Source organism: Salinivibrio sharmensis, from assembly GCF_001995985.1.
GTDB classification, from domain to species: domain Bacteria; phylum Pseudomonadota; class Gammaproteobacteria; order Enterobacterales; family Vibrionaceae; genus Salinivibrio; species Salinivibrio sharmensis.
In genome coordinates this window covers 135,838-155,206 of the sequence record NZ_MUFC01000008.1, presented here as the reverse complement: position 1 = coordinate 155,206, position 19,369 = coordinate 135,838, and the positions used below count along the sequence as shown (strand labels likewise).

The 19,369-nt window shown below is 47.9% G+C and carries 13 protein-coding genes, 3 tRNA genes and 3 pseudogenes; 9 read left to right on the top strand and 10 right to left on the bottom strand.

Annotated elements, in window-relative coordinates:
- The 5 genes and pseudogenes from BZG74_RS09760 to pdxY all read left to right on the top strand — a co-directional run.
- Positions 1–693 (top strand): annotated as a pseudogene (locus tag BZG74_RS09760) (IS30 family transposase); the annotation flags it as partial.
- 485 nt (positions 694–1,178) lie between these two features.
- A complete protein-coding gene (gene tnaA / locus BZG74_RS09755; protein ID WP_077772414.1) occupies positions 1,179–2,594 on the top strand; it encodes a tryptophanase in 1,416 nt (471 codons plus the stop codon).
- Between the two features lie 171 nt (positions 2,595–2,765).
- Positions 2,766–3,977: an aromatic amino acid transporter gene (locus BZG74_RS09750; protein ID WP_077772413.1), complete on the top strand. Its 1,212-nt coding sequence runs from the start codon at positions 2,766–2,768 to the stop codon at positions 3,975–3,977.
- 47 nt (positions 3,978–4,024) lie between these two features.
- On the top strand, positions 4,025–4,408 hold the full coding sequence (locus tag BZG74_RS09745) for a Rid family detoxifying hydrolase (protein ID WP_077772412.1): 384 nt from the start codon (positions 4,025–4,027) through the stop codon (positions 4,406–4,408).
- A 98-nt stretch (positions 4,409–4,506) separates the two neighbouring features.
- A pseudogene (gene pdxY / locus BZG74_RS09740) lies at positions 4,507–5,370 on the top strand (pyridoxal kinase PdxY); the annotation flags it as partial.
- A gap of 442 nt (positions 5,371–5,812) precedes the next feature.
- Here pdxY and BZG74_RS09735 read toward each other — a convergent pair.
- Positions 5,813–6,733: pseudogene (locus tag BZG74_RS09735) on the bottom strand (transposase).
- Positions 6,734–7,379: 646 nt separating this feature from the next.
- Between BZG74_RS09735 and BZG74_RS09725 the strand changes: the two are divergent.
- From BZG74_RS09725 to BZG74_RS09710, 4 genes are all read left to right on the top strand, one after another.
- The gene (locus BZG74_RS09725; protein ID WP_201247374.1) at positions 7,380–9,044 is read left to right on the top strand and encodes a methyl-accepting chemotaxis protein; all 1,665 of its coding nucleotides are present in this window, start codon (positions 7,380–7,382) and stop codon (positions 9,042–9,044) included.
- A gap of 164 nt (positions 9,045–9,208) precedes the next feature.
- Positions 9,209–10,957 (top strand): formate--tetrahydrofolate ligase, encoded by a 1,749-nt coding sequence (locus BZG74_RS09720; protein ID WP_077772408.1) that lies wholly within the window; start codon positions 9,209–9,211, stop codon positions 10,955–10,957.
- A gap of 140 nt (positions 10,958–11,097) precedes the next feature.
- Complete coding sequence (locus tag BZG74_RS09715; RefSeq protein ID WP_077772407.1) at positions 11,098–11,571, top strand: NYN domain-containing protein; 474 nt, start codon at positions 11,098–11,100, stop codon at positions 11,569–11,571.
- Between the two features lie 67 nt (positions 11,572–11,638).
- A complete protein-coding gene (locus BZG74_RS09710; RefSeq protein ID WP_077772406.1) occupies positions 11,639–12,463 on the top strand; it encodes a Cof-type HAD-IIB family hydrolase in 825 nt (274 codons plus the stop codon).
- A gap of 169 nt (positions 12,464–12,632) precedes the next feature.
- Here the strand turns inward: BZG74_RS09710 and BZG74_RS09705 are convergent.
- The 9 genes from BZG74_RS09705 to hutH form a co-directional block, all read right to left on the bottom strand.
- A tRNA-Val gene (locus BZG74_RS09705) sits at positions 12,633–12,709 on the bottom strand.
- A gap of 13 nt (positions 12,710–12,722) precedes the next feature.
- Positions 12,723–12,799, bottom strand: a tRNA-Val gene (locus tag BZG74_RS09700).
- A 23-nt stretch (positions 12,800–12,822) separates the two neighbouring features.
- Positions 12,823–12,899: transfer RNA gene (locus tag BZG74_RS09695), tRNA-Val, on the bottom strand.
- Between the two features lie 176 nt (positions 12,900–13,075).
- Complete coding sequence (locus BZG74_RS09690; protein ID WP_077772405.1) at positions 13,076–14,080, bottom strand: DUF3080 domain-containing protein; 1,005 nt, start codon at positions 14,078–14,080, stop codon at positions 13,076–13,078.
- A 119-nt stretch (positions 14,081–14,199) separates the two neighbouring features.
- Entirely contained in the window at positions 14,200–15,570 is a 1,371-nt protein-coding gene (locus tag BZG74_RS09685) for an MATE family efflux transporter (RefSeq protein ID WP_077772404.1), read from the bottom strand.
- A gap of 159 nt (positions 15,571–15,729) precedes the next feature.
- Positions 15,730–15,933 carry a CPXCG motif-containing cysteine-rich protein gene (locus BZG74_RS09680; RefSeq protein WP_077772403.1) on the bottom strand — a complete coding sequence of 68 codons (204 nt, stop codon included), beginning with the start codon at positions 15,931–15,933 and terminating at the stop codon, positions 15,730–15,732.
- Between the two features lie 173 nt (positions 15,934–16,106).
- Positions 16,107–16,760, bottom strand: a complete 654-nt coding sequence (gene hxpB / locus BZG74_RS09675; RefSeq protein ID WP_077772402.1) for a hexitol phosphatase HxpB — start codon at positions 16,758–16,760, stop codon at positions 16,107–16,109.
- A 35-nt stretch (positions 16,761–16,795) separates the two neighbouring features.
- The gene (locus BZG74_RS09670) at positions 16,796–17,665 is read right to left on the bottom strand and encodes a fructosamine kinase family protein (RefSeq protein WP_077772401.1); all 870 of its coding nucleotides are present in this window, start codon (positions 17,663–17,665) and stop codon (positions 16,796–16,798) included.
- 159 nt (positions 17,666–17,824) lie between these two features.
- Positions 17,825–19,369 (bottom strand): histidine ammonia-lyase, encoded by a 1,545-nt coding sequence (gene hutH / locus BZG74_RS09665; protein WP_077772400.1) that lies wholly within the window; start codon positions 19,367–19,369, stop codon positions 17,825–17,827.

Sequence of the window (19,369 nt, the reverse complement as noted above, 5' to 3'; positions counted from 1 at the left end):
AGCCATGTGAGCACGCGGTTGGGCATGCCTGTCAGCCATGAATGGATTTATCAATATGTGGCAACGGATAAAGCGGCTGGCGGCAAACTGTATAAGTCATTGCGCCAAGGGCACAAACGCTATCGTAAGGGCAAAACAAGCAAGCGCTGTGTGATACCAGACCCCGTCTCTATCGATGAGCGGCCAGCCATTGTGGATACCCGTGAGCGTTTTGGTGACTGGGAAATCGATACTTTTTTGGGCAAACACGGCACAGGCGCGCTTGTCACCATTGCTGAACGAACCAGTCGTTTTTACTTGGTAAAAAAGGTGAGCAGCAAAAGGGCTGATGCTGTCCGTGATGCCACCATTGAGCTACTTCGACCGTACGCTGCGTATGTGCACACAATCACCGCGGATAATGGTTCAGAATTTGTCGGACACAAGTCAATAGCAGAGGCATTAGAGACAGAGATTTACTTTGCTCACCCTTATTCATCCTGGGAGCGAGGTTTAAACGAAAACAGTAACGGGCTGCTCAGGCAGTATACTCCCTAGGGCACAGACCTGCGTGAACTCACTGAAGAAGAGGTGATGCAAGCTGTGGCCCGCTTGAATGCTCGACCAAGAAAATGTCTTGGTTTTAGGCAGCCTAGCGTTATCTTTAACAAGTTATGCCAGGCTGCAGACGAGAGTGTTGCACTTCGCGGTTGAATCCGCGGCTGGCTGTCCATAATTGGAGTAGGGGATATTTTTGTGACTAATGACGTGTTTATTTACTATGCAAATAGATGATAGTCACATTTATCGTCGCTTAACGTTTCCTTTCTTGGTTTTTCTGCCACTATCAAACATATCAAGTAACCAGCTATAACTGATGCAGGATTAGATATGTACTACAATCTAAAAAATCTCGTTGCGTTATGGTCAAGCTCATTAGCTTGGTATACTGAAGATTACCAAATAGCCATCCTCCCTGCTTACCCGCACGCCTAAAACCTTATTGTTAGGATAACTTTATCCTAGCAACCAGCTGTACATCATAGTGAGCACAGTAACCAATTAATAAAACAATTTTGTTTTATGTGGGTTTTCGTGCGCCATTAAAAATATAAGTTACTAAAACACTGACTTAGTTTAGTGCGAACCGTGTCGTCTAAATAAAAGACTGACAACGTTCAAGCAAATAAGGATACATCATGGAAAATTTCAAACACTTGCCAGAACCATTTCGCATTCGCGTTGTTGAACCTGTTCAAAGAACAACTCGCGAGTACCGTGAAGAAGCCATTGTTAAGGCAGGAATGAACCCATTTTTGTTAGATAGCAAAGACGTTTTTATTGATTTATTGACCGATAGCGGAACAGGCTCTATCACACAAAAAATGCAGTCAGCAATGTTAATGGGTGACGAAGCATATAGTGGGAGCCGCAGTTATTATGCGCTCACTGATGCCGTAAAAGATATCTTTGGTTATGAGCTTACCATCCCGACACACCAAGGCCGTGGTGCAGAGCAAATCTATATCCCAATCCTAATAAAAAAACGTGAAAAAGAAAAAGGGCTCGATCGTGACAAGATGGTAGCACTATCTAACTACTTTTTCGATACAACTCAAGGTCATACTCAGATCAACTGTTGTGTTGCAAAAAATGTTTATACAGAAGAGGCGTTTGATACTTCTTTGAATGCCGACTTTAAAGGAAACTTTGATCTCCAGAAACTAGAGTTAGCCATTGAAGAAGCGGGACCAGAGAATGTTCCGTACATTATTAGCACCATAACCTGTAACTCAGCAGGGGGGCAGCCAGTTTCTATTGCTAACCTGAAAGCTGTTTATGAAATCGCTAAGCGTTACGATATACCCGTAATCATGGACTCAGCACGCTACGCTGAGAACGCATACTTCATTCAACAACGTGAGCCTGGATACCAAGATTGGTCTATCGAAGAGATCACCCGTGAATCTTATAAATATGCTGATGGGCTTGCAATGTCAGCGAAGAAAGATGCGATGGTACAAATGGGCGGCCTACTTTGCTTCAAAGATGAGTCAATGATGGACGTTTACACCGAGTGTCGAACTCTATGTGTTGTCCAAGAAGGCTTCCCAACATACGGGGGTCTTGAAGGCGGCGCAATGGAGCGTCTAGCCGTAGGTCTATACGATGCAATGCGCCAAGAGTGGCTAGAGTATCGCATTAGCCAAGTACAATATTTGGTTGATGGCTTAGAAAAGATAGGTGTTGTATGTCAACAAGCCGGTGGTCATGCTGCTTTCGTGGACGCCGGTAAATTACTACCTCATATTCCATCACATCAATTCCCTGCGCACGCACTAGCTTGTGAACTTTATAAAGTAGCAGGCATTCGTGCGGTTGAGATTGGCTCACTACTATTAGGTCGTAATCCAGAGACTGGAGAGCAGATGGAATGCCCAGCAGAATTGCTTCGTTTGACAATTCCACGTGCGACTTATACACAAACACATATGGATTTCGTTATTGAAGCTTTTGAAAAAGTAAAAGATAACGCTCAAAACGTAAAAGGGCTAGATTTTACTTATGAACCACCAGTGCTTCGTCACTTCACTGCTCGACTAAAAGAAGTATAAACAAAGTTAATGCGCACCTTCATTTTGGACGAAGGTGCGCAAATTACCACTACATTTGGCATCAAGAGTATATAAAAAATCATTTGATTCTCTATATGCTTTTGTAAGTACTAACTACATAAGAAAAAGAAGTAAAAATTCACGACGTGTAAAAATTCTGCGAGAAACATTATGAAAAAAAATCCATCTATAATTGGCGGCGCTTGTATTATTRCTAGTGTCTGTGTCGGCGCAGGAATGCTAGGTTTACCAAGTGCAGGAGCAGGTGCCTGGACTGTTTGGTCTCTCATAGCTATTTCTTTCACTATGATGATGATGACTTTATCTGGCTGGATGCTATTAGAGTCTTTTAAATTTTACGATTTAAAGGTTTCATTCAACACCGTAACTAAAGATGTTCTAGGAAATAAAGTAAATGTCATTAATAATATAGCGGTGTACTTTGTTGGTGGCATATTACTCTACGCCTATATCACCTCTTCAGGGCTAATAATAGAAGATGTTATAGGCGTAAACAATAAAGTGTCATCGATTATATTTGTTTTTATTTTTTCCCTTTTCGTTTGGCACTCGACTAGAGCAGTAGATCGAATATCAGTGATATTGATTGCATTTATGGCATTAAGCTTTATGTTTGGCGTATCAGGGCTAGCAATAAACATTGATGCATCAGTGCTTTTTAACAAAATAAACGAAGAGTCTAACTATGCGCCTTATGCTATGGCTATGTTTCCTGTGGCACTAACGTCATTTGGGTATCATCATTCAGTAGCAAGCATGCGCTGTTATTACGGCTGTGAAAATCGTGCAAAGAAAGCAATATTAGGTGGTACAGCTATAGCCCTTACTCTTTACTTCTTATGGATAGTCAGTATATATGGTAACCTTCCTCGTAGTGAGTTTGGGCCAGTAATAGAACAAGGTGGTAATGTAGAAGCATTGCTCGCTGCACTGGGTTCTGCGATTAACTCAGATAAGGTTGCTAATGCCATCAATGCCTTCTCTATGGCTGCTATTTTGTCCTCTTTTATCGGTGTAGGACTAGGTGTTTTTGACTTCTTATCTGACTTATTTAATTTCGAAGATAGCAAAAAAGGTCGCACTAAAACCTGGCTAGCCACCTTTTTTCCACCCCTCTTAATGTCACTACTATTTCCTTTCGGTTTTGTCATAGCAATTGGCTACGCAGGTGCTGCGGCTACAGTTTGGGCGTGCCTTATCCCTGCTTTTTTAGCACGTAAATCACGTCTTAAAGAGGGTGGAAAGGAAGGGTTTGTCGCGCCAGGCGGCAATATCATGATAGGCGTATTAATTATATTTGGCGTATTAACAGCCACTTTTCACTTCATGTCAATGTTTAACTTATTACCTATTCTTGGATAATAAGATACTGATTGAAAATATTTACTAACTGATTTAGAGAAAAAAATATGAAAGATATTATAAACACTTCAAAAGCACCACTTGCGATCGGCCCTTACGTTCAAGGCGTAAATTTAGGAGAAATGGTGATTACCTCTGGTCAACTTCCTATTAACCCAGAAACCAATACAATGCCTGAAAACGTCGATGCCCAAACCTTGCAATCACTTAATAACGCATTGGAAATTCTAAAATCAGCTGGATTAACAGCAAAAAATATCGTTAAAACGACAGTGTTCGTCAAAGACCTTAATGATTTTCCTGTAGTAAATGAAAAGTACGGGGAGTTTTTTGAGAGTCACGAAGCACCTTTTCCTGCGCGTTCATGCGTCGAAGTGGCACGTCTGCCTATGGACGCAAAAGTTGAAATTGAAGTGATCGCTAATAGATAAGATTCACAACTAAGCTGACCAGTAATTCGTTAAAGTATAGAGTACAACAAGCATGTCAACGACCTTGTTTGTTGTACTTTTTTTGTGAGGAAGTAAATATGCAAGGTGTACTTTCTATTCAGTCGCATGTTGCCTTTGGCCATGCCGGAAACAGTAGTGCGGTATTTCCTATGCAAAGAATGGGATTAGAAGTTTGGCCAATTCACACGGTTCAGTTTTCCAACCATACCCAGTATCCTCAGGGTTGGAAAGGTAATGTTTTTCAACCTGAACACATTACAAATATTATCAAAGGCTTGAAAGATATAGATGTGCTTAAGCAATGTCGTGCTCTCATCACGGGTTATCTAGGTAGCCCCGCTCAGTGCCATGCTGTTGTCGATGCAGTAAAGCAAACGAAGCAGGCTAATCTTGGCGCATTGTACGTTTGTGATCCTGTTATGGGATCGCCAAAAAAAGGTTGTATTGTTGCTCCAGGCGTTGCAGACGTATTATTGACCCAATTGATGCCAATGGCTGACGTTATCGTACCTAATCAATTTGAGTTAGCACAATTTGTGGGGGGGGAAATTGACAGCTTGGAGGATGCCGTTAAAGCATGTAAAAAAGCTCTGACTATGGGACCTAAATTTGTACTCGTGAAACACCTTCATTGCGTATCCAGCGAAAAGTTTTCCATGTTACTTGCTTATGGTAATCAATGCTATTTGGCGCAAAGGCCTCAAATCAATTTCGATAGAGATTTAGTCGGAGTTGGCGATCTAATTTCATCGGTCTTTACTGCAGGGTTACTAAAAGGTTGGTATCCAGATGCAGCATTTAAGCACTGTAACGAAGCTGTGTATGGGGTAGTGAAACGTACCAAACAACTCAACGAATGGGAAATTCAGTCTATTGCCGCTCAACAAGAGTTTGTATTACCAACGGAATCATTTGACTTGATTACTTGCGAGCTTTCAACAAACCATAAAGTAAAAATGGCTAAGAAGAAATGGCGATACTCTGATGGCCACAAATGCGCGGGCTAAATAGCTCTCATAAAACTACCGCTCATCTAAAATGAGCGGTAGCAGGATAAGGTCTTCTTTAGTCGTATAAGCAGTTACGAGAAAGAGATAAGACTTAACAGTCCAATAGCAGCCAATGTGGGGATACACATTGTGATATTAGCTATTGAAGGCGTTAACACTTTTCCTAACTTTAGGTTATCTTGACCTTTCAAAATCGATAAAAGTGCTGAGTTCATTTTTTCACCGCTAACTATTTGTTTAATCTTTGATCTCTTAAGAGATGCCTAATTTTATATAATTTCGTGAGCTATGTCAAAAAAAGAATGAAAAGTAATCAACTTATTATTAACTCTGATGAGTTAATCGACTGTACAGGTAAGTGCCAGAGCTATGGTCAAATCTGGTGTATGGCATCCAAAGCTGTGCCCTGCTGATCTCCCTCAAGCTCGTGAACACTATCTCGGAATTTTACCCCTTTGATAACGTCCTCTCAGTCTTCGCCTATTTACCTCGGCAGCTCTCATTAGTTTGCAGGCCATTGAGAGCGTGGTTTTCCGGCTCCCACAACTCTTCGTCTCGTTGGTTCTCAACCTCTCCGTCACGAAAATTGACTCGATCCAAAGGCTTTACAAGCAAGCGTCCTTGCGCGTTTCCGCCATCCAGATATCGTGAAGCGACTCTTTCATCCTTGGCTGAACAGACTTAGGAAGTTTGTTCAACACTTCCTTGCGGCCAGTGTCGTCGACACCAATAATAACCAGCAGGCAAAGCTTGTCATCCATACGTATTTTGCTGTAAACGCCATCGGCCCAGATATAGGCATACCGTCGTTTACTCAGGTCTCTTTTACGCCACTGGTCGTATTCCGCTTCCCATTGTTGCTTGAGGCGGGAAACACTATTTACTGACAATCCCCTGGCTTGCCCAGAAGAGATTCCAGGGTAGGCTGCATATCGCCTGTTGAAATCCCCCGTAAAAAGAGCTAGGGAATGAGTTCTTCAATGTTCTTGGTCCGCTTAAGAGAGGGCGGCACTAGCTTACTATTGAACTTAATCCCGCTCCGCGTTTTGCCACGCACTGTGGGTACTTTAACAGTGATGTCACCAAGACCAGTCTGCAGTGTGCGCACAGGCAAATGCCCACTTCGAACCACGGCTTGCTTTTCGTCAGTTTGAAGCGATGCAAACTGCTCTAGCAAGGCTTGGACTTCCGCTTTTATGGCTTGAGCCAACAACTGCTGCGCGCCTTGTTTCAGCAGCTCATTGAGAGGGTTGGCTGGTTTATGAAGCTCAGTAACGTTACGATGGTTGTCCATGCGGTGTACTCCTTGTTGGTTGTATATCTGGTGACAACAATCAACAAGTTACACCGCATTTTTTTTGCTTATACACCATAAATCACTATAGCTCACCATGCAGTGGTGAAGAACTAAAAAGGGCTTGGTTTCGCTTTATTGGGCTGCGGATGATGCTTTACGTCAACTAAACAGCCACAACTTGCTAAGGAATCAATAATCATGCGCCGATTAAAGGATCGATCGTTATTAATCCTTGTTGTATTGGCGGCAGCGGTAGGTGCTCATGCCTCTTGGAACACGTAAGGGGAGTTCGCGTTAATAATCTTCTCACTGATCGCGTTGTATGCCTATATAATCGAGCGGCCGAAGTTCAAGCAATGATCGATCTTTCGCGTGAATGAGTAAACAGTAAACATCACTGCGTTCCAAGTTGAGATCGCGAATATTAAACTTGTTCCCACGCTCCCGCATGGGAGCGAGCCAAATCCACACCACGATATGACAAAAGCCTTTCCATTTACATGACATTCCAACCCTTGTCACAGCTTCGGTGACTCAATTGCGTTTAGATCAAAGAAAACAGCGGTTTATATTTTTGACTGTCTAGCTAAGTAGTAGCATTTGCTTACAAAATTAGTCTGTAGGGTAAATGCTAATGAAGCTGATGTTTAAAACAAAAATACTGCTGCTTGCCATTGTGCCGCTTATTGCCTCGATATTGATTTTGAGTGCGATCACGGCACATAACGAGCGGACACTAATAGAAGAGAGCATTGCCACGTTTCGGGAAAAATTAGTCAACGAGCGTAAAAAACAACTCGAAGAAGTGACTCAGGTGGCCGAGAACATTGTAGAACGCATCAATCCCGGTACCAGTGAGGCACGTCTGGCGGCGCTGAAAACGGCGCTTACTGATGTGCAGTTTGGTGACGCGGGTTACTTTTTTATCTACAACAAACAGGGGATCAATGTGTTTCACCCTGTTAAGCCTGCGCTTGAAGGGAAAAACCTGATTGATTTTACCGATCCGAAAGGGAATAAGGTGATAAAAGGATTGCTCGATGCCGCACAGCGGGGTGATGGCTTTTTCAATTTTATGTTCGAAAAGCCTGGCACCGACCAGCTGATTGATAAAATCGGCTATGCGGTAATGGTGAATAACGGTCAATGGCTGTTAGGCACAGGTGCCTACACCGATGACATTGAGCAAGAGGTCGTAGCCTATCGCACCGACGCAGAGCAAACCCTGGATGCGCAAATTTTCCGTTTAACCTTGCTTGGGCTAGGTACGATAGTGATTACCGGCTTATTAGTGAGTTGGTTTGCGCAGCGTATTGGCGAGCCGGTGAAAAACATGCTCGATAAGCTTAATGATATCGCCAGTGGCGAGGGCGATCTCACCCAGCGCTTGCATGTGCACGGGCATGATGAAATTGCCCAACTTGGTCATGCGTTTAATCGTTTTGTTGAGAAGCTGCAGCAGACCATTCAGCGCGTGGCGCAAGTGACGGCCCAAGTAAACAGCACCGCCAGTGATATGGCTCAGCAAACATCTGCGGTAGCGCAAAAACTACAAACCCATGATAACGAGACCGAGCAAGTGGTGACCGCGGTAACAGAAATGAGCTCTGCTGCGCAGGAAGTGGCACAGAACACTACTCAGGTTGCTGATGCCGCTACGTCTGCCACCCAAGACGCCCAGAATGCACAAACCCAAGTGCATGAATCTATCTCGTCGGTTGAACGTTTGGTCGCGAAAATGGGTGAGTCGAGCGGGCAGGTGGACCAGCTTAAAGCCCAGTCGGACAAGATCACCTCGGTACTGTCTGTGATTGGTGAAATTGCCGAGCAAACTAATCTGCTGGCGCTAAACGCGGCGATTGAAGCGGCCCGAGCGGGTGAGCAGGGGAGAGGCTTTGCGGTAGTGGCTGATGAAGTGCGCACCTTGGCCAGTCGCACCCAAACCAGCACTCATGAGATCCGTGACATGCTCGATGGCCTGCATGTGCATGTGGATAGTGCGGTCAAAACCATAGCCGACAGTGATCAAGAGTGCCAAAACATGGCAACGATCTCATCAGAAATTGGCGAGCGAATCACCTCGGTGAGTGCGGCGTTCTCGCAAGTAAACGATATGACCTCGCAAATTGCCAGTGCAGCATCAGAGCAAACCACTGTGACGGAAGATATTCACCGTAACCTAATATCAATACGCGACATTGTCGCCAGCTTACTAAACGCGAGCGAGACGTCGTCACACGCGGCGGAAGAACTTAGTTCGCTCGGCCAAGATCTCGATACCTTGGTCGGGCAATTTAAAGTCGCGTAAATAACGCTTAACTCACTCCAAAGCGCGCGTAGGTGCGTGACAGGATAAAAACGTTAAAAGGACGCTTACCGTAAGCGTCCTTTCGCTTTACAATGGTTATTTTAGCGGTATCATGCTCACGCAAACGTTTGCTTAATTGTCTTGTGCGCTATTGAGAGGATTTAATGCTGTCTGATGTCGAGATCTGCCGTAACACCACACTCGCCCCCATTTCCATCATTGCCAAGCAAGCTGGCCTCCTTGACTCAGAGTTTAAAACGCAAGGTAGCTATAAAGCCAAAATCTCTCTCGATTGTTTAAAGCGTCTTGCGCCGAAGCGAACGGGAAAGTTAGTCCTGGTCACCGCCATCACTCCCACGCCCTTGGGTGAAGGCAAAACCGTCACCACCATTGGTTTGGCGCAAGGCTTGGCGAAGCTGAATCATTCTGTGACGGCGTGTATTCGTCAGCCTTCGATGGGGCCCGTATTTGGTGTGAAAGGCGGCGCGGCAGGGGGCGGTTATTCGCAAGTGGCTCCGATGGAGGAGTTAAACCTCCACCTGACGGGAGATATTCATGCGGTGACCGCGGCGCACAACTTGGCTGCTGCGGCCATTGATGCGCGAATTTATCACGAGCAACGTCTAGGCTACGATGATTTTGAGGCGCGTAGTGGCTTAAAAGCGTTAAAAATTGACCCAAATCGCGTGGTGTGGAAGCGGGTGATGGATCACAACGATCGCGCCTTGCGTATGGTAACTGTAGGTAAAAACGAGCCGGGCAAAACCATCAACGGCTACGAGCGCGAGGGCGGATTTGATATCTCGGCCGCCTCTGAGCTAATGGCGATTCTGGCGTTGGCGAGCGATCTTCGCGATCTGCGTCAGCGCATCGGCCGCATAGTGTTGGCTTATAGCCATACCGGTGAGCCGATCACCACCGAAGATTTACAAGTAGCTGGCGCGATGGCGGTCAGTATGAAAGAAGCGATTGAACCCACCTTGATGCAAACCCTAGAAGGTGTGCCGACACTGATTCACGCCGGTCCGTTTGCCAATATTGCCCATGGTAATTCGTCGATTATCGCCGATAACATTGCGCTTAAGCTAGGTGATTATACCGTCACCGAAGGTGGCTTTGGCTCGGACATGGGGTTTGAAAAAGCCTGCAACATCAAAGCGCAAGCATCCGGTAAAGCACCAGACTGTGCGGTGATTGTGGCGACATTGCGCGGCCTTAAAGCCAATTCGGGTCACTATAATTTACAGCCGGGTCAGCCTATGCCCGACGCACTTTTTGCGGATGACAATGAGGCATTAGTCGCTGGGTTTGAAAACCTCAAATGGCATATCAATAATGTGACTCAATATGGTGTGCCGGCGGTGGTGGCGATTAATCGCTTTCCACAAGACAGTGATGCTGAGCTTGCGACACTCAAGGCGATGATTGAAGCGCTGCCCAACAAGGTGCGGGTAGCGATCAGTGAAGGCTTTGCCCAAGGTGGCGAGGGTACGCGTGAACTGGCGGAGCAAGTGGTCGCGCAATGCGAAACCGATGCATCATTCTCGCCCTTGTATCGTGCTCATCAAAGCTTGGAAGAAAAACTAATGGCGGTTGCGGAAGTCGGTTATGGCGCGGGAAGCGTGACGTTAAGTGAGACCGCGAAACAGCAACTGCAACAATTTAAAGCACAAGGGTATGACGGTTTGGCGGTCTGTTTGGCGAAAACGCCACTGTCTATTTCAACCGATGGTGCGATAAAAGGCGCTCCCAAAGGCTTTGATGTACCGATCCGCGAGTTGAAATTATGCGCGGGTGCCGGATTTGTCTATGCCTTATGCGGCAACGTGATGACCATGCCCGGTCTACCGGAAAAACCAGCGTTTATGAACCTTGACCTCGATGGTGAGGGTAATATTGTTGGGTTGAGTTAATGATACTAACTCTCGCGAGAGCCGCTGTTATCAGCGGCTTTTTTGTTTGTGCTAGATGCGGCCACGCTGACATTATCTTCACGGTTGCGTGATGTGGTATCCTCTCTGACTTCAATTCTCCCACCGACTGTGAGCCTGACTTGAAAAAAATCGCGGTTTTTGTCGACGTTCAAAATATCTACTACACCACACGCCAAGCCTACGGGCGTCAATTTAACTATCGCCAGTTGTGGCAAACCCTCAATGATATGGGGGAGGTGGTAATCGCGTATGCCTACGCCATTCGCCGCGATGACGATCAGCAAATCAAATTTCAAGATGCCCTGCGCCACATTGGCTTTACCGTCAAGCTCAAACCTTATATTCAACGCGCCGATGGCAGTACCAAAGGCGATTGGGATGTAGGGATTGCCATTGATGTGATGGAAACCGCGCCCGAGGTTGATACCGTGGTGCTGTTATCCGGCGACGGAGATTTTGATTTGCTGATGAACAAAATCCGCTTGCGCTATCACACTGAAGCGGTGGTGCTTGGTGTGCCTTCCCTAACGGCTAATTCCTTGGTGAACAGTGTCGATCGTTTTATTGCGATTGAAGACGATATGTTGTTGTAGGCATGGCATTTATTTTGCGGTTCTGGGACAGTTTCTGATTTTATTTTGATGTTGAAGTGAGTAAACGATGTACAAATTAATCGCCCTAGATATGGACGGCACCTTGTTAAACAGCGAGAAAGCAATATCTGCTGAGAATAAGCAAGCCATTGCCCGCGCGCGTGAGAAAGGTGTGGCTGTGGTATTGGCGTCCGGTCGGCCGCTTGAGGGCATGCAGCCTAAGCTAGATGAATTGGGAATCGGGTCGGATCAAGACTTTGTGCTTTATTACAATGGCTCGATGGTGAAAAACGTGGGGACCGATGAGGTGATCTTGCAAAAAGGGCTAGACGGCAAAGCCGCGAAAGCGCTGGCTCGGCACGCTGAGGCTCTGGGTGCCTCCGTGCACGCGTTTAGTACTGAGCATGGTTTGATTACACCAGCACAGAATCCGTATACCGAGATTGAGGGCAAGATCAACGGCCTAGATATTACCGTGATGGATTTCGAGACCCTAAGCGATGATCATCCGATTATCAAAGTGTTGATGGTGGCAGAGCCAAGCAAGTTAAACGAAGTGATCAGTGCGTTACCATCCGCGCTACGGGAGGAATTTACGGTAGTGCAAAGTGCGCCTTTCTTCCTCGAGTTTTTAAATCCTGCGAGCAATAAAGGGGCGGGGGTGGCCGCCATTGCAGCGCATCTAGGTATTCAACCCGGTGAAGTGATTTGCATGGGCGATGCTGAAAACGATCACGCGATGTTGGAATACGCGGGCCTTGGCATTGCGATGGCGAATGCGATGGAAGCAACCAAGCAAATCGCGGATTACATTACCGAGAGCAATGATGAGCACGGTGTGGCCAAAGCGATTGAAAAGTTTGTGTTAGCAGCGGATAGCGCCGTAGCGTAAAACGAACAAGCATGAATCAATGGGGCGGGTATTTGTGCCTGCCTCGCTTTATTTCATGATACTGGTGGCATCGTTTACTGACGTGGCGTGAGCCTATCTTGCTTTAAAGAACAGGTAGCTGTATTCGCGGAAAACAAAAAAGCCTGCTAAACAGCAGGCTCTCTGGAAATGGTGCGTCCGGGCAGACTCGAACTGCCGACCCCCGCCATGTCAAGGCGGTACTCTAACCAACTGAGCTACGGACGCGAATTTCAAAATGTGGTGCGTCTGAGTGGACTCGAACCACCGACTTCCACCATGTCAAGGTGACACTCTAACCAACTGAGTTACAGACGCATAATTTTTCGTTTCAAGCAAAGTGGTGCGTCCGAGTGGACTCGAACCACCGACCCCCGCCATGTCAAGGCGGTACTCTAACCAGCTGAGCTACGGACGCACAGTGCTTGAAAGCGGGATGAATAGTAGCGAGTTCATCTGTGTCACGCAAGCGCTTAAGCCTATATTTTTGCGTAGAAACGACTGTTTGGCGATTTGATCGTCAATATGGCGATGTTTTCACTACCTGCCATGCGTTAGTGAGTGTTTTAATGGTGACTCGCTGATTTTTGGGCGTTATTGCCCTAGCTTGACCTCGCAACGTTGGAACAATTGCTGCCAGACATTGGCATGATGCTTAATTGCCGCTTTGTAGGCCTGATAAGCGTCTCCCTTCCAGTAGGCGTTTTTGTAGTCGTTAAATGCGTCAGGCGTGTTTAATGTCGCAAGTCGCGAAAGAGCCGGGGCAAGATCGCGATAAAGCCCATCTACCCGAGCAAGATACGGCTGCACATCACCCACGTAAAACTTATAAAAGACAGTCTGCAGGCGTTTTAAACGGGTGGTATCAAAGTTACCGCCGCAACGCACTTTCTGTTGATGGTTGGCAATCAGTTCACTGGTTTGGTTCAGCCACGCGGTGTGATAACTCAAGCTCACAAACAAATCGCCTAAAATTGGCTGCTTTTCGATGCTTTCTTGCCAGGCCGTAACAGGCTCGGAAGGCGCTTGGGTTGAAGGTATTAATTGGCTAAATTGCTCAATGGTGTTGACCGCATTGCTGTGTGCAGGAAGCTCGATGGGAAGCGTAAAGGCCGGTAAGCTGAGCTGTGCGCGCCAAGCATCACTATCAATCAAGGTATTCCAAATAACTTTATCGCGCTGCTGGCGTTTGAGCGCGAGCGCCTTTTCCAGTTCAGCTTGAATGCTCGGATCCTTTACCTGCGGTAAACATTGCTCAGCAGTCTCGATAAAATGGAGCTCATAGTCGAGCTGCCGAAAGCGATCGGCGACTTTACCTAAGGATGAATTACGCTCTGCAATAAGGTTGAACAAGCCACACTGGCGAAGTTCATAGGCATCGAGCACGCCCATTCGCAGTTCATCAAGCGGCTGAACAAGGTCACGTTTACGTGGCAATGTCGGCAGCTCGGGGGAGGTGAAATCGGGGGTTGGCGCATCCAACACATTGCCAAGTCGTTGGTAATAGTCGGCCATCATATCTTTGGCCGGATCGTCTGATTGGCATCCAGCTAATCCTGCTAACGATATCACGAGTATTGCGGTTTGTAATCGGCGCATGATTTGGCCCTTGTCCTTTGCTTTTCTATACTCACTTCCTGATGTTACGCGAGCGATCCAACCCGCGATCGTTCTGTGTAATGTTAGTTTAAGCGCGGAGGCGCGCCTGTGGCACTTGCCTACCGCTCTGCCATGGCCAGTTGGAACTCGGGGGACTGCTGACGCATCCAGCGTAAACGTAGGCCCAACAACACAGCGGCACTGGATAGACCGATAATAATGCCAATCCAAAAACCGTGCGCGCCCATGGCCGGTACTAGCCAGTCTGTCATGCCAAGCACATAACCGAGCGGTAAACCTAGCCCCCAATAGGCGACCAGGGTGCGTTGGAAAATGGCGCGCATGTCTTTGTAGCCTCGTAGAGCACCGGCGGCGACCACTTGAATCGCATCGGTGATCTGATAGACAGCGGCTAATAACATCAATGATGATGCCAGTGTGGCGACGTCGGGATTGTCAGAATACAGCGCGATAATTGGGTCACGTAGCCAGACGGTGAGTAAGGCGGTCACTACGGCGGTGCTGACACCCAGCCAAATCCCGATCTTAGCGGAATTGGCCGCGCCTTCGGTGGTGCGTTTGCCCAATAGGTGGCCGACACGAATGCTGACCGCCACGCCAAGGCTCATCGGCAACATAAAGATCATGGTGGAGAAGTTGATCGCCACTTGGTGCGCGGCCACGGTGATCGGCCCAAGTGGAGCGATTAAAATAGCAATGGCTGCAAACAGCGTCACCTCGAAGAAGAGTGACGCCGCCACGGGGAAGCCGAGTTTAAACAAGCGAATTTGCTCTTTGATGATCGGCGAATAAAGTGTGGCGAATAGGTGCAGGCCACTGAGCTTTTTGCTGATCACGATATACACTGCCATCAGTCCCGCCATTAGCCAGTACACCAGCGCTGTGGCGACCCCACATCCGACGCCGCCTAGTTCCGGCGCCCCTAGCTTACCGTAGACGAACATCCAGTTAAGCGGCACGTTGGCGGCTAGGCCGATAAAGCCTATTACCATTGCCGGGACGGTCAAAGACATCCCTTCGCACAGGTTGCGAATCGCCTGAAAGAGCAAAAAGGCCGGCACTGCCCAAATCACCGCATGCAAGTAACCAATGGTTTTTACTGTGAGCGCCGCTTCGACATCCATTAAATCAATAATATAACCGGCTTTATATAAGATGAGCCCAATTGGCACGCTTAAAAGCAGTGCCATATGCACCCCCTGATGAAATTGAAAGGGGATCTGGTTTTCTTTGCCAGCCCCGTTGAGCTGGGCAATGACCGGGACCATCGCCATTAACAAGCCGATGCCAAACAAAATGGCGGGCATCCATATGCTTGAGGCAACCGCCACGGCAGCCATATCGGTGGCACTGTAGCCACCTGCCATTACGGTATCGACAAACCCCATTGAGGTTTGCGCTATTTGGGCAATAAAAACAGGCACACTGAGCCGAATAATGGCTCTTGCTTCATCATGGTATTGCTGCACGTCGGCCTCAACAATTTGTGATTGAACGGAAGGGGAATGGAATCGCGCGCAATTATACGTGCTAGGGGAAGACGAAATAAAGCGCAGCCGGCATCTATTTCGCACCCGCGATGATGCAAACCTATTAGGGCAGGTAAGCAGTGGGAGTGAGCTTAACGGTTAGAAGATTTGCTCATCATCCGCATCAATAAACAGGTTAATGGTTCGATGAGATTCATCAATCTGCATATCGTAATGAATGGCATTGCAACAGTTTGGACAATCTTCATAAAACTCTTGGTTGCCGCCACTTAAATCTAATGTGATATCAAAGCGATGACCACAGTGTGGGCAATTTACGATCCGGTCAGTAATATCATCCATGGTTATGCACCTCTCACTTGATTCTCTTTCCTTAAGATCAGTATAGATGAGGATGGTAACGGGATAAATGTAGGGGAGAATATGATCGACAAACTGGGCTTTGCGTCGCGACAAATGGCATACCACCTCAATGCCGGTGAATGCCATTTATGTTGCTATCATGATGTAGACGGCTAGAGCGACTCAAGATTATCTGCGCTAAATGCGCGAAGGCTCGCAAGCTTTTGGTCGGCAATCACAAAACGGGGATCTTCCCACTCGTGAGCGGCGGGTACAACAATGGTCTTCATTGAGGCCGCTTTGGCGGCAAGCAGGCCGGTAAATGAATCTTCAAAGGCGACACAATGCTCGGGCTCCACACCCAAGGCGTTGGCGGCGTTAAGATAAACCTCTGGATGAGGCTTACCGTGTTTAAGCGCACCGGCGGACTCGACAATGGCAAATTGCTCACTGAGTCCTAATGCATCGAGGGTTGGATGAATAAGTGTAAGGGGCGATGACGATGCTAAGCCGACTTTTAGCCCAGCTTGATGGCAAATCGCTAAGGCTTCTTTAACGCCCGGCATCATCGGCTTCTCGTCTTTCACTAACTCCACCACACGGTCGACGATCCGTGCTTGTACGTCGGCATTGGAGGGGCCCTGCCAAGGCTGAGTGCGTGCGTAGTATTTGACTATCTCGTCAATTCGAACGCCTGTGGTATCACGTGTGTCTTGCAAACTGATGGAAACACCCAGCTCGCTCAATACGTCAATTTGTGCACGTTGCCAAAACGGCTCTGAGTCAACCAACAGGCCGTCCATATCAAATATTGCGGCAGATAACATCGCCAACCTCGCTCTCAGTTTGTGTGCTCCGCATCCTACACTGTGAGTGCGAGTTTTGTCAGCAATTGTTCTGCTTGTGTGAGGTATGGCCCGCCGAATAAGTTGACGTGGTTAAGCACGTGATAAAGGTTGTAAATGTCTTTTCGATTTTGATAACCCTCATCTAACGGCCACTCGGCTTGATAGCCGTTGTAAAAGCTTGACGGAAAACCGCCAAAGAGCTCTGTCATGGCGATATCGGTTTCTCGATCGCCCCAATAACAGGCAGGGTCAAACACCACAGGGCCATTGACCGACAGCCCCATGTTGCCCGACCAAAGATCCCCGTGAAGCAAGGAAGGCTTGGGCGTGTGGCCGACAAGTTGGGCTTTAACATTTTCGGTAATGGTATCGATGTCGCCAAAATGCAGCGAGCGCTCAGCCGCCAATTGCAATTGCCAACCAATACGTTGTTCAGCAAAAAAACGACACCATTTGCGGTGCCAACAGTTTCTCTGCTCCGTGGTGCCGATGAAATTATCGTCATCGAAGCCGTACTCTGCTTGCTCCCCCCAGCGATGATGACGCGCTAAGTGTTGCCCCAACAAATAAGCCTGCGTGTCATCTATCGGTTTGATGGGCAGGTAGTTGAGCACCAAGACAGCACTGTCTTTCACGGGGCCGACAAAATACACCTGAGGTACATGAATATGGCCGCTCATCGCGAGTTGACGCAACCCTTCTGCTTCGGCTTCAAAGGCGGGGAGTAGGGCACGCTCGTTCACCTTGACGAAAAAACGTTGATCACCGCCATCGCTAACGCAATAGGCATCATGGATGTCGCCACCACTGAGAGCGTGTTTTTCGGTGATTTGGAAATCGATCCCGAGTTGTTCGGATAGGTGTACAGACAGGGCATGCCACATAAGCGACTCCGTTACATCGAGATAAAGGGGGAAGTAACAGCAACTGGTTATATAGTAGCCTAGGATTTCGCCTAATATCTGTGGCTATGGCGACAGTTTGAATAAAAAACGGCTCACGAAGAGCCGTTTAACAGTTAGATTTGGTGCTTATTGCTGCGGTTACGAGACGGAAGATAAGCTCGGCAAGATACCGTTTGGCATTAAGCGGTTATAGGTGCCGGTTTTAAGCAGTGCGTTGGCCTTTTCAATATCAGGGGCAAAGTAGCGGTCTTTATCATAAAACGGCACGACGCCGCGTAGTTCCGCTTTGGCTTGCTCCAAGCGCTCTGAGCTTTTATGGGGAGCACGAAAGTCAATGCCTTGACTGGCTGAAAGCAGTTCGACGGCCAAAATACCGCGTGTGTTGCTGCTCATATCATGTAGGCGGCGAGCAGCAAAGGTCGCCATCGAGACATGATCTTCTTGGTTTGCTGAGGTAGGTAGGCTGTCAATCGATGCCGGGTGGGCCAGGGTTTTATTTTCACTGGCCAACGCGGCAGCAGTGACCTGTGCGATCATAAACCCTGAGTTAACGCCACCGTTGTTCACCAAAAATGCCGGGAGCTTGCTGAGGTTAGTGTCGATGAGTAGCGCCATCCGACGTTCCGACAAGCTACCCATTTCTGCAATCGCTAATGCGAGGTTGTCTGCAGCCATGGCAACGGGTTCGGCGTGGAAGTTGCCCCCAGAAATGATGTCGCCATCTTCTGGGAACACCAGTGGGTTATCGGATACCGCATTGGCTTCAGTGATAAGCACGTCGGCTGCTTGGCGAATTTGCTGCAAGCAAGCGCCCATCACCTGTGGCTGGCAGCGCAGAGAGTAAGGGTCTTGCACTTTTTCACAGTTTTGGTGGCTATCGCCAATTTCACTGGACTCATCCAACAGATGGCGGTAGGCGGCAGCGGCATCCATTTGGGTTTGGTGGCCGCGTACTGCGTGAATGCGCGGATCGAAGGGGCGTCGGCTACCAAGTGCCGCTTCCACTGACAATGCGCCACAAACCGTGGCGGCGGCGTAGAGATCTTCGGCCTCAAACAGACCCTCGAGGGCAAAGGCCGTGGACGCCTGTGTACCATTAAGAAGCGCCAGCCCTTCTTTTGGCCCCAGTGTAATAGGCGATAACCCGGCGATCTTTAACGCGGCTTCACCAGAAATCACTTCGCCTTTATAACGCGCTTGGCCTTCACCCAGTAATACCGTGCTCATATGCGCGAGAGGTGCAAGGTCGCCTGAAGCGCCCACGGAGCCTTTTTTGGGAATGCAGGGATATACCTCGCGGTTGACCAGCTCTGCCAGCGCTTTGACGACCTCAAAGCGGATCCCTGAATAGCCTCGCGCTAAGCTCGCAATTTTAAGCACCATCATCAGGCGCACGGTAGCATCGTCCATAAACTCACCGATCCCCGCCGCGTGAGACAGCACAATCGAGCGCTGGAGCGTTTCGAGATCGTCAAGCTCAATGCGGGTATTGGCCAATAAGCCAAAGCCCGTATTGATGCCGTAGACCACCCGTCCTTGTTCAAGGACGTTGGTGACAGTGTCCGTGCTGGTTTTCATGGTGGCTTCAATACCGTCAGAAAACGCCAGTTGCACGGGCTCTCGGCTGACTTGTCGTAGTTGGTCCAGGGTGAGCTCACCAGGTTGTAGCGTTAATGTGTACAT